Genomic DNA, 13,319 nt, shown 5'->3' on the forward strand with positions numbered 1-13,319 from the left:
GTCACAGCCCCTGCTCAAGACGGAACAACAGGCAATGCTCGGTGGCTTTCGCCATATATTTTTTCACCGAACTGACCGACACCGACAGCTGTACAGCGATCTCGGCATAGGTCAGGTTATCCAGCTGCGACAGCAAAAAAGCCTGACGCGCTTTGAAGCCCAGCCCGTCCAGCATGCGGTCGATCAATTGCAGGATTTCCAGCTGGCTTTGCTGCACTTCCGGTGACGGGGCGACAACTTCCGGCAGCTGGCTGAGTAATTCGAGATAGGCTTTTTCCAGCGCGTTGCGGCGAAAACGATCCACCATCACGCGCTTCGCCAGCGTACAAAGGAAGGATTTGGCATCACGGATGTCGGCCAGATGGCCGCCGGACATCACCCGTAGAAAGGTGTCCTGAGTGACATCATCCGCATCAAAGGCTGAACGCAGCTTGCCCGTCAGCCAGTGCCTGAGCCAGCGATGGTTGTTGGCATAGAACAGCGCCAGAGACGGCGCAGCAGAGGATTCAGCAGCAGGCAACATGATGTCAAAGTATGTCAAAAGGTGAAAAGTGCAATGATACTAACTGCGAATGGTTATCATTACAACCATTCCAGTAACGGCACGGATCGTACTACCGCCTTGAACATCAACCACCAGGTGCGCATCAATGCGCCCCCTACGCTAGCAGGGTCGGTATTTATGTCGACGCAGGGATCCGTCGCGGCGCGATTTATCGCGCCAGGTTGTGCCACCACCGTGAGCGGTTGTGATGCGGTCTCGCTCCACGGGAATTTGACGTGGTGTCACAATGTGATACTATTTGCGCATGAACAAACGACACCAAAAAACGCTGTCAGATGTGTTCGCCCGACCCGTAAGCGGTTCGATAAAATGGAGCGATATTGAATCGCTTTTTATTGCCTTGGGTGCGGAAGTTCATGAAAGGGAAGGCTCAAGGATTGCGGTTCTACTGAAAGGACAAAAGAAAATCTTTCACAGGCCACATCCGAGACCTACCACTGACAAGGGGGCGGTTAACTCCATTCGGATATGGCTGGATAGTTTAGGAATCAGACCATGAATAATACACTCAAAATAGACGGCCATGTTGCCGTTATCACTTTTGATCCAGAGATAGAAATGTTTCGCGGGGAGTTTGTCGGCCTGAACGGCGGGGCTGATTTCTACGCTTACAGCGTGGAGGAACTCAAAAAAGAAGGTTCTGTATCACTGGCTGTTTTTCTGGATGAATGCCAGAAAGACGGGATTGAACCTTACAAAACTTTCAGCGGCAAGGTTACGACCCGTCTGACACCAGAACGGCATCAGGCGCTTGCAGTTACCGCTCAGGCTCATGGTGTGTCTATTAACGAATTACTCAATGAAGGTGTTGATCTCGTTATACAGAAGCATTCTTAAGGAAGATTCAGAATGCCTAAGCATCACTTGTTACAATGCAGCAGCTACAAACCCGGGTAAGTGTCCAGGATGATAAAACCTCGGATTAACTGGCTGCTATTACCCCAATCGACTGGCGTTCAATTAATTCCGCACTGAACCGGGGTAACGGATCAAGCACCTCGCCACGAATTTCCGCAATCAGCCTGCGTGCCGCTTCGCGTCCCATTTCATATACCGGCTGCGCGACTACCGTGAGCGGCGGCGATACAATCTCGCTCCACGGGAAATTGTCGTACATCACAAACGACAGCTGCTGCGGAATACGCAGACCCCGGCGCATCACTTCGCGCAGCAGTGACATCGCCACCACGCTGTCGGAGGCGATCAGCGCGGTAGGCGGTTGTTCGCGTTGCCACAGCCTTGCGACGATTTGCCGGATTTGTTCATCGCTGTCGGCATTGACCTGCACCAGCGTCGGGTCAAATGGCAGCCCGGCGGCAGCAAACGCCCGCATCATGCCACCGACACGCTGTGCGACCGGCGTCAAGCCAAAGTCACTGAGCTGCGTAAACTCCCCTGCCAGCATCATGCTGGTGACGTATGCCACCTGACGATGCCCGGCAGCGATCAATGCCTGCGTTGCCTGCTGCGCAACATCGGTGAAATCACAGCAAATCGCTTCCACGTTCAGATCAATGACGGCGCGATCGAATAACTTCAACGCGCGCCCTTCCGCCAGCACCTGCATCAGGTGAGCGTTTTTATCCCGCTCCGAGCAACAGGGGGTAACGATGATGCCATCCACCTGTTTTTCCAGCATCACCCGCACCGCGTCCTGTTCCGCCTGCCACTTCTCGTCACTGTTGCTGAGCAGTAACTGATAACCCGCCTGCCGGGTGACGTCCGCCATACCGCGCAGCGCCAGGCCAAAGTGTGGGTTCTCAATATCACCAACGATCACGCCGATGGTGTTGGAACGTCCGGTATTCATGCTGCGAGCCAGTTCATTGGGGCGATAACCGAGCGCTGCGGCTGCGCTACTGACGCGGGTCTGCACCTCTTCGCTCACCGCCCCATAGCCACCCAGCGCGCGTGCAGCCTGCGCTTTTGATACTTTTGCTGCTCGCGCGACATCGGCCACGGTTGGCGCTTTAGAACGCACTTTCTGGTTGGTCATAATTAATTCGAATCACAGGTTGATGACAGGAAGATTGACGATGAAAAACGTGTGTGCTTAAACTCATTGTAACTCCCTGAGACCGGTCTCACAATCACTGTTGCTCAGGAAGCCACTTGCGTTGAGACCGGTCTCAAAAACATTACATCCTCCGGCTCAACAGTCTCTGATGTTTAAACCTGCAAAAACGGACGAGCTATGAAATCGCATAAACACCTGCACGCCCTGTTCGGCGCTGCCATCGCCCTGTGTTCGCTTTCCTTCCCATTGTTTGCTGCCAGTAATGACAACCCGTATGGCCTGCTGACGCCGGGTCAGCTGCGCGTCGCCAGCGTCGGCGATTCCAAACCTTATACCTTCACCGACGCCAGCGGGCAGTTCACCGGGTTCGATGTGGAGTTCTTTAAGAACGTGGCCCACCGTATGGGTATCGACAAGGTGGATTTTGTTGGGCAGGATTTCTCCGCCATCCTGCCCGCCGTCGCCAACGGCCAGTTTGATGCGGGCGTGGCGGCAATCGGTATCACCCCGGCACGGGAAAAAACTGTCGATTTCTCCACCGGTTATCTCGCTGGTTATCTGACGGTGCTGACACGCAGCGACAGTGGCGTCACTGACGTTGCCACGCTGGCGAAACATCGCCTTGGGGTGATCCAGGGGACGTTACAGGAGAACTATGCCGTGGAGCACTTTACCCAGACCGATATCGTGCGTTTCCCGGATAACAACACCGCGGTATCGGCGATGAATAACGGCACGCTGGATGCGGTGTTCCTCGATTACGAAGCGGCGAAAAGCTATGCCGAACGCTTCAAGCTGGTCTCGGCTGCCGATATTCCCTCTTTCAACGCCCCCGCTGGCGTTGCCATCGCCAAAGACAAACCGGCATTTAAAGCCGCTCTGGATAAAGCTATCAAAGCGGCCATGCAGGATGGCACCTGGAAACAGCTCTACCAGAAATGGTTTCCCGGTTCACCGATGCCAAAACAGTACCTGCCTGGCGGCCAGTAACGCGGCTCAGGGTTTGTCTTTTCACCGGTGATGAGCGTGCTCATCACCCGCACTGAATGGAGACGGCGATGGACATGCTGACAATTCTTTCCCGTACCTTCTTTGATGTTCCATCGATGATCGAAGTGTTGCCGCAGTTGCTGACTACCGGCCTGGTCAACACGCTGATCATCTCCGTGGCGGCGACCGTGCTCGGTACGTTGCTCGGACTGGCACTGGCGCTGCTGGGGATTTCACCCTCGCGCTGGCTGCGTCTGCCCGCGCGTATGTATACCGATCTGTTTCGCGGATTGCCGTCAATTCTGACTATTCTGCTGATCGGTCAGGGATTAGCACGTTTCAGTTACCAGCTGTTTGGCCCCTCACCTTACCCGTTGGGTATTTTTGCTCTTAGCCTGATCGCCAGCGCTTATATGGGTGAGATTTTCCGCTCCGGCATCCAGAGCGTGGAACGCGGACAGATGGAAGCCTGCCGGGCGCTGGGTATGAGCTATAGCCGGGCCATGCGGCTGGTGGTGATCCCCCAGGGCATCCGCCGCGTGCTTCCCGCTATCGTTAACCAGTTCATCGCCATCATCAAAGATTCCTCGCTGGTTTATCTGCTGGGATTGATGACCAACCAGCGTGAGCTGTTTCGCGTCGGTCAGGATGCGGCGGTACTGACCGGTAACCTGTCGCCGCTGATGCTGGCCGGGGTGTTCTATCTGATCATCACCGTACCGCTGACACATATGGTGAACTACGTTGACGTGCGTTACCGCACCGGACGCCGCCGCCTCACCGCGCCGCAGAGCGGGTTGAAAGAGGTGGAGGAGGTACAGAAACCCACCAACAAAGCACTGCTGGAAAGCGCAGGAGGCCATCATGACTGATACGAGCTGGAAAGGGGCCAGCCTGGAGCTGCGCGATTTGTCGCTGGCTTACGGGCCGATTGAGGTTTTGCGGCGGGTATCACTCAGCGTCGCACCGGGCACCACCACCTGCATCATCGGGCCGTCGGGCTCCGGTAAATCCACCCTGCTGCGCGGCATCAACCGGCTGCACGAACCGAAATCCGGCGATGTGTTGCTGGCCGGGCGTTCGGTGCTGCGCGAAAAGCCAGATGCCCTGCGTCTGCGCATCGGCATGGTATTTCAGCATTTCAACCTGTTCCCCGACCATAGCGCGCTGGAGAACGTCGCGCTGGCACCGTGGAAAGTGAAAGGGTTGCCGAAGTCTCAGGCGATGACGATCGCGCGCCAGCGGCTGGAAGAGGTAGGACTCGGCCAACGTGCCGATCATCATCCGCGCGACCTCTCCGGTGGCCAACAGCAGCGAGTGGCCATTGCCCGCGCGCTGGCGATGGACCCTGAGGTGATGCTGTTTGACGAAGCCACCTCGGCGCTCGACCCGGAACTGGTGAAGGGTGTGCTGACCCTGATGGCCGACTTGTGTCGTCGTGGCATGACGATGGTGGTGGTGACCCATGAGATGGGGTTTGCCCGCAAGGTCGCCGATCAGGTGGTGTTTATGGACGAAGGCGAGATTATCGAGGTCGGCACCCCTGCCGCACTGTTCGATGACCCCCAGTCGCCGCGTCTGCAACGTTTTCTTTCTGAAGTGCTGTAAACAAGGAACCAAAGATGGCTGTAGAAAATCAGGCTCGTGTAGTGGTGTTGGGAGGCGGCGTGCTGGGGGTTTCCAGCGCGCTGCAGCTGGCAAAGCGCGGTGCGGCAGTCACGCTGGTGACGGAGGCTGAGCTGTGCTCCGGCGCTTCCGGTCGTTCGCTATCGTGGCTGAACTCCTCCGGTGAGCGTTCAAAACCTTACCATGCGCTGCGTATGGCGGGCATTGATCGTTACCGGACGCTGTTTGCCGACGATCCTTCCCGTGACTGGCTGCGCTTTGATGGTGGGCTATTCTGGACCGCCGCCACCCCCACCACCCTGCACGCCCGCCATGAGTATGAAAACGCGCACGGTTATGATTCACACCTGCGCAGTCGTGACACGGTAACGGAGCTACAGATCGATCCCGCCGCTCTAAGCGGCGAGGCAATCTTTAATCCGGGTGAAGGCTGGGTAAGCCTTCCGCATCTGATCGAACATCTGGCACAGCAACTACGCGCGCTCGGTGGGGAAATTATTGAGTTTGCCGGACAAGCCGAAGTCATAACCGCCGAGGGCCGCGCCTGTGGCGTGCGCTGGGAGAAGGGCGAATTGCCCGCCGACAAGGTGCTGGTGGCCTGCGGCCCTTCCACCCCGGCAGTGGTGGCCCCGCTCGGCGTCACCATCCCCAACGGTTCGCCGCTGTCGATGCTGGTGATCACCCAACCCGCTGAGCAAAAACTCACAGCGGTGCTGAATACGCCACGCGCCGCAGTGCGCCCTAATCCGGGGAATTCGCTGGCGCTGGATCACGACTGGTACGAGAACGATATCCAGCCACTGCCCGACGGTGGTTTTACTATCGATGAGAAGGTGGTGAACCAGCTGGTGCAGGAAGCCGATAAGCTGCTGCTGAACAATGCCCCTTTGCAGGCACAGAGCTGGAAGATGGGCTACAAACCGATTCCCGGCGACGGCGAGCCGGTGCTGGGGGAGTTGCAGCAGGTGCCGGGTTGTTTTGTCGCCTTTACCCATTCCGGCGCCACGCTGGCGTTAATTGTCGGTGAATTACTGGCACAGGAGATGATCACCGGAACGAAACACCCGATGCTGGCGACCTTCCGGCCTGAGCGGTTTGGCTAAGACGTCCACCCCGTAGCGGCGCGATTTATCGCGCATCTTTGGCAGCATCTGCGGGAGAAAACCCGCGCGATAAATCGCGTCGCTACGCTATTTGCATTACGCTTAAAACGTGATCTGCATCTCATTTAAAGTCTGGAGGAAAGGATGAATGATTTATCACGTCGCCACTTTATGCGCGTCATGTCGGGTCTGGCACTGACCGCCCCAGCCCTGTTTAACCGCTACGCCACCGCCGCTCCCACAGCGAAAAATGTGCAGTTGCTGCGCCTGGAACGTAATGGCTGGGTGCCGAACAATCCCCATCTTCCGGTGATTATTTACCAAAACGTTTTGCCGAAAGCGGCTGAAATGACCTCGCCCACCGAATCCTTATTTGAGAAAAACAGTTGGCCGCCACAATGGGTCGCCTCGATTTTTACCTTCCATCACTATCACAGCACCGCGCATGAGGTGCTGGGATGTGTCAGCGGTAACGCAAAAGTGATGCTGGGTGGCCCAGGTGGCCATGTGATTAACATGGCTGCGGGTGATGTGGCGTTGCTGCCCGCAGGCACCGGGCATTTTAACGACGGCAGCAGCGATGATTTCCAGGTGGTGGGGGCCTATCCTCCCCACCAGCAATGGGATATCTGCCGTGCCGCCCCGACGCCAGAGATGCTGCAACGTATCAGCCAACTGCCGTTCCCGGACAGCGATCCGGTGGCCGGTCAAACCGGTCCGCTGACCCACAGCTGGCAGCAGGCATAGACGCTTATCGATGGCGGCGCAGCCAGATCAGTTTGTAAGCCGCCGGGATGATAAATAGCGACAGCAGCGGCGCGGTGATCATGCCGCCAATCATCGGTGCCGCAATGCGGCTCATCACTTCGGAACCCGCCCCGCTGCCCCACAGAATCGGCAGCAGACCGGCAATAATCACCGCCACCGTCATCGCTTTGGGCCGCACACGCAGCACCGCGCCGTGATACAGCGCCTCATCCAGTTTCTGCGGTGTGACCGTCTCAGGGCATGACAGCGCGGGTTCATTTTCAATCGCGTGTCGCAAATACATCAGCATCACCACACCAAACTCGGCAGCGACCCCGGCCAGGGCGATAAATCCGGTACCGGTGGCGACCGACAGATGAAATCCCTGCCAGTAGAGAAACCAGATGCCACCCACCAGCGCGAAAGGCAGGCTCATCAGAATCAGCAGCGCCTCATCTACGCGGCGAAACGCCAGATACAGCAGGATAAAGATAATCATCAGCGTCATCGGCACCATCAGCTTCAGCTTTTTATTGGCATGTTCCAGCAGTTCGAACTGCCCGGAAAACGCCACGCTGGTGCCAGGCCTGAGCGTCACCTTGTCTGCGATCGCCGTTTTCAGGTCATTGACTACCGATACCATGTCACGACCACGGGCATCGATATAAATCCAGCTGGTCGGACGGGCATTCTCGGTTTTCAGCATGCTGGGACCTGACACCACACGGACGTCAGCCACATCGCTCAGGGTGATCTGCTGCTTCATCGGCGTGAGTATCGGCAACTGACGCAGTGCTTCCGGGCTGTCGCGCAGCCCCTGCGGGTAGCGAATATTGATCGGGTAACGCGCCACGCCTTCCACGGTTTCGCCGACCGTGGTGCCACCAATCGCCGATGACACGAACAGCTGGACATCCCCCACCGTCATACCGTAACGCGCCGCCTTCTCCCGGTTGATATCCACATCAATATAGCGTCCACCCTGCAGACGCTCCGCCAGCGCCGAAACCACGCCAGGTACAGTTTTCGCGACTTCTTCGATGCGCTGGGCGGTGATATCGATATCCGCCAGTACGCTGCCTGAGACCTTTATCCCAATCGGGCTTTTAATCCCGGTGGAGAGCATATCGATACGGTTGCGGATCGGTGGAACCCATAGATTGGCCAGCCCCGGCAGCCGCACCCTGGCATCCAGTTCGTCGATAATTTTATCGAGCGTCATGCCAGGCCGCCACTCGGCTTCGGGCTTCAGCTGGATGGTGGTTTCTACCATCTCCAGCGGTGCTGCATCGGTCGCGGTTTCCGCTTTGCCCGTTTTGCCAAACACCGAGGCCACTTCCGGTACGGTTTTGATCAGTTTGTCCGTGGTCTGCAATAACGCCGCCGCCTGCCCTGGCGAGACGCCCGGCAAGGTTGAGGGCATATACAGCAGATCCCCCTCATTGATTTTTGGCAGGAACTCGCCACCCACCTGACTCAGCGGCCACCACACCGTGAAGATCGACAGCGCCGCCACCAGTAAGGTCAGCTTCGGCCAGTGCAGCACCTTCAGTAGCAACGGGTGATAAATCCTGATCAGCCAACGATTAAGCGGGTTGTGGCTTTCCGCCGGGATTTTCCCACGGATCCACCATCCCATCAGGATGGGGATCACGATAATCGCCAGCACGGCAGCACCCGCCATCGACCAGGTTTTGGTAAACGCCAGCGGGCCAAACAGCCGCCCTTCCTGGCCTTCCAGCGTGAAGATAGGAATAAACGACAGGGTGATAATCAGCAGGCTGATAAACAGCGCCGGACCAACTTCTACCGCCGCATCGGTGATCACCTGCCAGCGGCTATCGTTGTCGATGCGTTCATCAGGATGTTGATGTTGCCACTCCTCCAGCCGTTTATGGGCATTTTCAATCATCACGATTGCCGCATCCACCATTGCCCCGACGGCAATGGCGATGCCACCGAGCGACATGATATTGGCGTTCAGCCCCTGGAAATGCATCACAATGAAAGCAATACACAACCCCAGCGGCAGCGAGATAATCGCCACCAGCGCCGAACGCACATGCCAGAGAAACAGCGCACAAACCAGTGCGACCACCACAAATTCTTCCAGCAACTTATGGCTGAGATTAGCAATCGCCCGATCGATAAGCTGGCTGCGGTCATAGGTGGTCACCACTTCAACCCCCTGCGGCAGGCTCTTTTTCAGGCTATCAAGCTTATCCCGCACGGCGGTGATCACTTCGCGGGCATTTTTGCCGGAACGCAGGATAATCACCCCACCGGCCACCTCGCCTTCACCGTTCAGCTCGGCAATGCCACGCCGCATTTCCGGTCCAATCTGCACGCGGGCGACATCGCGCAGAGTGATCGGCACGCCGTTGCTGCCGGTTTTCAGCACGATGTTATTGAAATCATCCAGGGTCTGCAGATAGCCGCTGGCCCGCACCATATATTCCGCTTCAGCGATTTCTACGGAGGATCCGCCCGCCTCCTGATTGGAGGATGCCATGGCGGATTTCACCTCCGCCAGACTGATGCCGTACTGCGCCAGCTGCAGCGGGTTGACCTGAATCTGGTACTGCTTCACCACTCCCCCCACCGAGGCCACTTCTGCCACGTCAGGGATGGTTTTCAGTTCATATTTCAGAAACCAGTCCTGCAATGAACGCAGCTCCGCCAGATCGTGCTTACCGCTGTGATCCACCAGCGCATACTCAAAGATCCAGCCCACCCCGGTGGCATCGGGGCCGATTTCGGAACTGACCCCGGCCGGTAATTTACCCTGCACCTGGTTGAGGTACTCCAGCACGCGGGAGCGCGCCCAGTAAAGGTCGGTGCCGTCAGCAAAAATCACATAGACATAGGAATCACCAAACTGCGAGAAGCCGCGTACCGTTTTAGCACCCGGCACGGAAAGCATGGTGGTAGTGAGCGGGTAAGTGACCTGATTTTCCACAATCTGCGGTGCCTGGCCGGGATAGCTGGTTTTAATGATCACCTGTACATCGGAGAGGTCCGGCAGGGCATCAACCGGGGTGTTGATGATGGTCCAGGCCCCCCAGACGCTGAGAAACAGTGCCCCCATCATCACCAGAAAACGGTTAGCGACCGAGCGCCGGATAATCCATGCAATCATCGTCGTTCCCTCAGTGATCGGAATGCGCGTTGTCGGCCTGACGCATCCGCGCCAGCGCCCCGGTAATATTGGCTTCCGAGTCGATCAGGAACAGCCCGTTGACCACCACTGACTCCCCTTCGCTTAGCCCTGCCGCCACACCACTCTGGCGCTGCGATTCCGCCAGTATGCGGATGGCTTTGGGTGCAAAACGTCCCTCGCTGTCCACGGCAATCACGCGCTGCTCATCACCGGTATCAATCACCGCCTGAGACGGGATCAGCAGCATCTCCTCACTCTGGCTGTTCAGATGCAGATACGCATTCATACCGGGTTTCAGCAATTCATCGCGATTCGCCACCTGGAGACGCACCTGCAACGTGCGGGTGGTCTGGTCAACGCTCGGCAGGATGCTCCATTTTTCGATATTGAAGCTGCGACCCGGGTATGCCGGCACTGAAATCGACAGGTGCGATCGATCGCTGAGCAATCCGGCGATCGACTCTGGCACCGCAGCGCTGATCCACACCGGGTCCATGCCCTGAATCTGGGCCACCACTTTATCTTTGGAGATATTCATTCCGCTGCGCAGGTCAAATGCGGTGATCACCCCATCGATTGGGGCTTTGATGGTGAAGCGGGTCTGTACCGTGCGGGAACTGCGCAGACGCTGAATATCCTCTTCCGGCATCCCGGCAAGACGCAGCCGTTCAAGAATACCTTTCACCTGGGTAGTCGATCCCCCGGTGCCTGACAGCAACAGATATTCGCTCTGCGCCTCCACCCACTCCGGGATGGTGATATCGATCAACGGTGTGCCCTTGCTGACTTTGTCGCCAACAGTCAATGGGTAGACTTTTTCGACAAAACCCTCCGAACGAGCCTGCACAATCACGAACTGGTAATCGTTAAAACTGACGTTGGCCGGAATGGTCTGGCTATATTGCAATCGCCCTTTGCTGACCTTGATGGTCTTCAGACCGAGGTTCTGTACCAGCACCGGATCGATACGCATGCCCTGGCTATTGTCCGCCTCGCCTTCATCCGCGTATTTGGGTATCAGGTCCATATCCATAAACGGTGATTTACCCGGTTTATCAAATTTGGTATCGGGTTTCATCGGGTCATACCAGAATAAAACTTTGCGTTCTGGCGCTGACTTTTTATTGGCAGAAGGCAGATAATGGAAAGCCGCTGTCGTAATCAGCCCTCCGATTATCAGGCTACTGACCATCACCGCCGCGTATTTTAATTTTAACGATGCCATAATTGTTCCTGACAACCATCCGTTAATTAAGAATGACTGACTTTTATTTCCTGAAGCAGTGAGATATTCCCCTGCTGAATAAAAGAAAAGTTAACCGGGCTACCCACTTTTAACGCGTTGATGCTGTCGTCCTGAGTGGTAAAGGTAAAACGCATGGTCATGGCTGGCCAGCCAAGCGCCGGGATCGCCTGATGATCAATAGTGATTTTTTTATTTGCTAAATCAATCTGTTTAATCACCCCCGTGGCGTTAATCACCGGCTGCTGAACCGCCATCTCCGCATGTGACATCATGCTCTGATGCTGCTCACTGGCCTGTGCACCCGCGGCAATCAGTGCCGGAAAAATACCGAATAAAACCACTTTGATTAACTGATGCATAATATTGACTCCTGAAAAATGTAATGGAAGGATTATTCCGTCCAGCCGCCCCCCAGGGCAGTGAACAGATTGATCTCATTGACCTGCCGGGAATATTGCAAATCAAATAACGTTTGCCGGGTGCTGAATAATGAGCGCTCAGCATCCAGCACTTCGATATAACTCACCGCACCGCTGGCATAGAATCCGCGTGCGCGTTGCAGCGTAATTTGCAGGGAAGCAAGGTAACGCTGCTGCGCCGCAATTTGGTTGCTGAGGCTGTCGCGCAGCGCGAGCGCATCGGCGACGTCCTTAAACGCGTTTTGGATTTTTTGCTCGTAATTCACCACCGATTGCTGCTGGCGCACTTCAGCAAGCGTCAGGCTGGCCTGGTTACGACCGGCATTAAAAATCGGGATGTCGATTTTTGGCACAAAATTCCACATGCCGCTGCCTGCGGAAAACAGATTTGACAGGTCATCGCTGCTGCCCGACAAGCCGCTGGTCAGGCTAATCGACGGATAGAACGCAGCCCTGGCCGCACCGATATTGGCATTGGCCGCCATCAGCTGGTGTTCAGCCTCCATCAGATCCGGACGCTGACGCAGGATTTCCGAGGAAAGTCCGGCGGGTAGCCTGACCGGGTTAAGAACCCCCACCACGCGGCGTTGATCATCCGGCAGTCCCTGCCAGCGGCCCACTACCAGCCGCAAGGTATTGTTCGCCTGCGCCAGTTGCCCTTCCCGGCTGGCAATCTCCGCGCGGGTGCTTTCAATCAGGCCATGCGCCTGTTCTACCGCCAGCACATTGCTGCTGCCGGTAATTAGCTGCTGCTCCACAAAGGCATAAGATTGCTGATAATTCTGTAACGTCTCCCGGGCAATACGCAGCTGTGCCACTGCCAGCCGCTGACTAAAGTAGCTCTGAGCAACGCTGGAAATCAGCAGGATATGCACTGCACGCTGAGCAGCCTCACTGGCAAGGTAGTTTTGCCGGTCGGCTTCGCTCAGATTTTTCAATCTGCCGAAAAAATCCAGCTCAAAGCTCAGATCCAGCCCGGCCTGAAACTGTTTTTCCGTCAGGTCGCTGCGTTTCAGGCCACCGCTGTAACTCGCTTCAGTAGCAGCGTTCAGCTGCGGGTAGCGATCGGCATTGGTTACCCGGTACTGTGCGCGTGCTTCCTGCACTTTCAATGCCGCCATACGCAGATCACGGTTATTGCGTAGCGCCACATCAATGAACTGCCTGGCCTGAGGATCGGCAAAAAAGGTCCGCCAGCCGGTATCCTGATAGCCTGCGGTAACCGGCACCAGCGTGTTGCGGGAGAGAGAGAATTGTTGTGGAACCGGGAGTTCAGGGGGCTGATATTCGGGGGCCAGCGAGACACATCCCGTCAGCAAAAACGCCGCACCCACCACCCGTAATATTAATTTGACCATATCGCTAACCGCCAGGGCCTGCCTGCCCATTGTTTCCAGATGATGACGGCGGACACTGTAACGAAGCGACTCTGTTGGCAGCGTGACC

General features: G+C 56.6%; 13 protein-coding genes. 7 read left to right on the plus strand and 6 right to left on the minus strand.

The window, feature by feature from the left end:
* Position 1: 1 nt before the first annotated feature.
* A complete protein-coding gene (gene fecI, locus PW844_RS22590) occupies positions 2-523 on the minus strand; it encodes a ferric citrate uptake sigma factor FecI (protein ID WP_299456591.1) in 522 nt (173 codons plus the stop codon).
* A 286-nt stretch (positions 524-809) separates the two neighbouring features.
* Between fecI and PW844_RS22595 the strand changes: the two genes are divergently transcribed.
* Both PW844_RS22595 and PW844_RS22600 read left to right on the plus strand, forming a co-directional pair.
* The gene (locus tag PW844_RS22595) at positions 810-1,064 is read left to right on the plus strand and encodes a type II toxin-antitoxin system HicA family toxin (protein ID WP_299456594.1); all 255 of its coding nucleotides are present in this window, start codon (positions 810-812) and stop codon (positions 1,062-1,064) included.
* Positions 1,061-1,402, plus strand: coding sequence for a type II toxin-antitoxin system HicB family antitoxin (locus tag PW844_RS22600; RefSeq protein WP_299456597.1), 342 nt, complete (start codon positions 1,061-1,063; stop codon positions 1,400-1,402). The genes PW844_RS22595 and PW844_RS22600 overlap by 4 nt, the downstream gene beginning before the upstream one ends.
* Before the next feature lie 85 nt (positions 1,403-1,487).
* Here the strand turns inward: PW844_RS22600 and PW844_RS22605 are convergent, their stop codons facing one another.
* On the minus strand, positions 1,488-2,561 hold the full coding sequence (locus PW844_RS22605) for a LacI family DNA-binding transcriptional regulator (protein ID WP_299456599.1): 1,074 nt from the start codon (positions 2,559-2,561) through the stop codon (positions 1,488-1,490).
* A gap of 198 nt (positions 2,562-2,759) precedes the next feature.
* Between PW844_RS22605 and PW844_RS22610 the strand changes: the two genes are divergently transcribed.
* The 5 genes from PW844_RS22610 (at position 2,760) to PW844_RS22630 (ending at position 7,048) form a co-directional block, all read left to right on the plus strand.
* Positions 2,760-3,572 (plus strand): ABC transporter substrate-binding protein, encoded by an 813-nt coding sequence (locus PW844_RS22610; RefSeq protein WP_299456602.1) that lies wholly within the window; start codon positions 2,760-2,762, stop codon positions 3,570-3,572.
* Positions 3,573-3,640: 68 nt separating this feature from the next.
* A complete protein-coding gene (locus tag PW844_RS22615) occupies positions 3,641-4,444 on the plus strand; it encodes an amino acid ABC transporter permease (protein WP_299456604.1) in 804 nt (267 codons plus the stop codon).
* Entirely contained in the window at positions 4,437-5,180 is a 744-nt protein-coding gene (locus PW844_RS22620) for an amino acid ABC transporter ATP-binding protein (RefSeq protein WP_299456606.1), read from the plus strand. The genes PW844_RS22615 and PW844_RS22620 overlap by 8 nt, the downstream gene beginning before the upstream one ends.
* 14 nt (positions 5,181-5,194) lie before the next feature.
* Positions 5,195-6,301 carry an FAD-binding oxidoreductase gene (locus PW844_RS22625; RefSeq protein ID WP_299456607.1) on the plus strand — a complete coding sequence of 369 codons (1,107 nt, stop codon included), beginning with the start codon at positions 5,195-5,197 and terminating at the stop codon, positions 6,299-6,301.
* A gap of 144 nt (positions 6,302-6,445) precedes the next feature.
* Positions 6,446-7,048, plus strand: coding sequence for a cupin (locus tag PW844_RS22630; protein WP_299456609.1), 603 nt, complete (start codon positions 6,446-6,448; stop codon positions 7,046-7,048).
* A gap of 4 nt (positions 7,049-7,052) precedes the next feature.
* On the opposite strand, the gene PW844_RS22635 is transcribed toward PW844_RS22630, so the two are convergent.
* Genes PW844_RS22635 through PW844_RS22650 form a run of 4 tightly spaced genes read right to left on the minus strand, consistent with a single transcriptional unit; the run spans position 7,053 to position 13,231 of the window.
* Complete coding sequence (locus tag PW844_RS22635) at positions 7,053-10,187, minus strand: CusA/CzcA family heavy metal efflux RND transporter (RefSeq protein ID WP_299456610.1); 3,135 nt, start codon at positions 10,185-10,187, stop codon at positions 7,053-7,055.
* 10 nt (positions 10,188-10,197) lie between these two features.
* On the minus strand, positions 10,198-11,433 hold the full coding sequence (locus PW844_RS22640) for an efflux RND transporter periplasmic adaptor subunit (protein ID WP_299456611.1): 1,236 nt from the start codon (positions 11,431-11,433) through the stop codon (positions 10,198-10,200).
* A 26-nt stretch (positions 11,434-11,459) separates the two neighbouring features.
* Positions 11,460-11,813, minus strand: coding sequence for a cation efflux system protein CusF (gene cusF / locus PW844_RS22645; protein ID WP_299456612.1), 354 nt, complete (start codon positions 11,811-11,813; stop codon positions 11,460-11,462).
* Positions 11,814-11,845: 32 nt separating this feature from the next.
* On the minus strand, positions 11,846-13,231 hold the full coding sequence (locus tag PW844_RS22650) for a Cu(I)/Ag(I) efflux RND transporter outer membrane protein (RefSeq protein ID WP_299456613.1): 1,386 nt from the start codon (positions 13,229-13,231) through the stop codon (positions 11,846-11,848).
* Positions 13,232-13,319 lie beyond the last annotated feature (88 nt).

The sequence above is a fragment of the Pantoea sp. genome (assembly GCF_028283705.1).
In the GTDB taxonomy this organism is placed as follows: Bacteria; Pseudomonadota; Gammaproteobacteria; order Enterobacterales; family Enterobacteriaceae; genus Pantoea.

Coding starts and splice junctions, on each gene's coding strand:
- PW844_RS22600 (WP_299456597.1), top strand. CDS start 1,061: ATGAATAATACACTCAAAATAGACGGCCATGTTGCCGTTATCACTTTT.
- fecI (WP_299456591.1), bottom strand. CDS start 523: ATGTTGCCTGCTGCTGAATCCTCTGCTGCGCCGTCTCTGGCGCTGTTC.
- PW844_RS22610 (WP_299456602.1), top strand. CDS start 2,760: ATGAAATCGCATAAACACCTGCACGCCCTGTTCGGCGCTGCCATCGCC.
- cusF (WP_299456612.1), bottom strand. CDS start 11,813: ATGCATCAGTTAATCAAAGTGGTTTTATTCGGTATTTTTCCGGCACTG.
- PW844_RS22640 (WP_299456611.1), bottom strand. CDS start 11,433: ATGGCATCGTTAAAATTAAAATACGCGGCGGTGATGGTCAGTAGCCTG.
- PW844_RS22605 (WP_299456599.1), bottom strand. CDS start 2,561: ATGACCAACCAGAAAGTGCGTTCTAAAGCGCCAACCGTGGCCGATGTC.
- PW844_RS22595 (WP_299456594.1), top strand. CDS start 810: ATGAACAAACGACACCAAAAAACGCTGTCAGATGTGTTCGCCCGACCC.
- PW844_RS22620 (WP_299456606.1), top strand. CDS start 4,437: ATGACTGATACGAGCTGGAAAGGGGCCAGCCTGGAGCTGCGCGATTTG.
- PW844_RS22625 (WP_299456607.1), top strand. CDS start 5,195: ATGGCTGTAGAAAATCAGGCTCGTGTAGTGGTGTTGGGAGGCGGCGTG.
- PW844_RS22650 (WP_299456613.1), bottom strand. CDS start 13,231: ATGGTCAAATTAATATTACGGGTGGTGGGTGCGGCGTTTTTGCTGACG.
- PW844_RS22635 (WP_299456610.1), bottom strand. CDS start 10,187: ATGATTGCATGGATTATCCGGCGCTCGGTCGCTAACCGTTTTCTGGTG.
- PW844_RS22615 (WP_299456604.1), top strand. CDS start 3,641: ATGGACATGCTGACAATTCTTTCCCGTACCTTCTTTGATGTTCCATCG.
- PW844_RS22630 (WP_299456609.1), top strand. CDS start 6,446: ATGAATGATTTATCACGTCGCCACTTTATGCGCGTCATGTCGGGTCTG.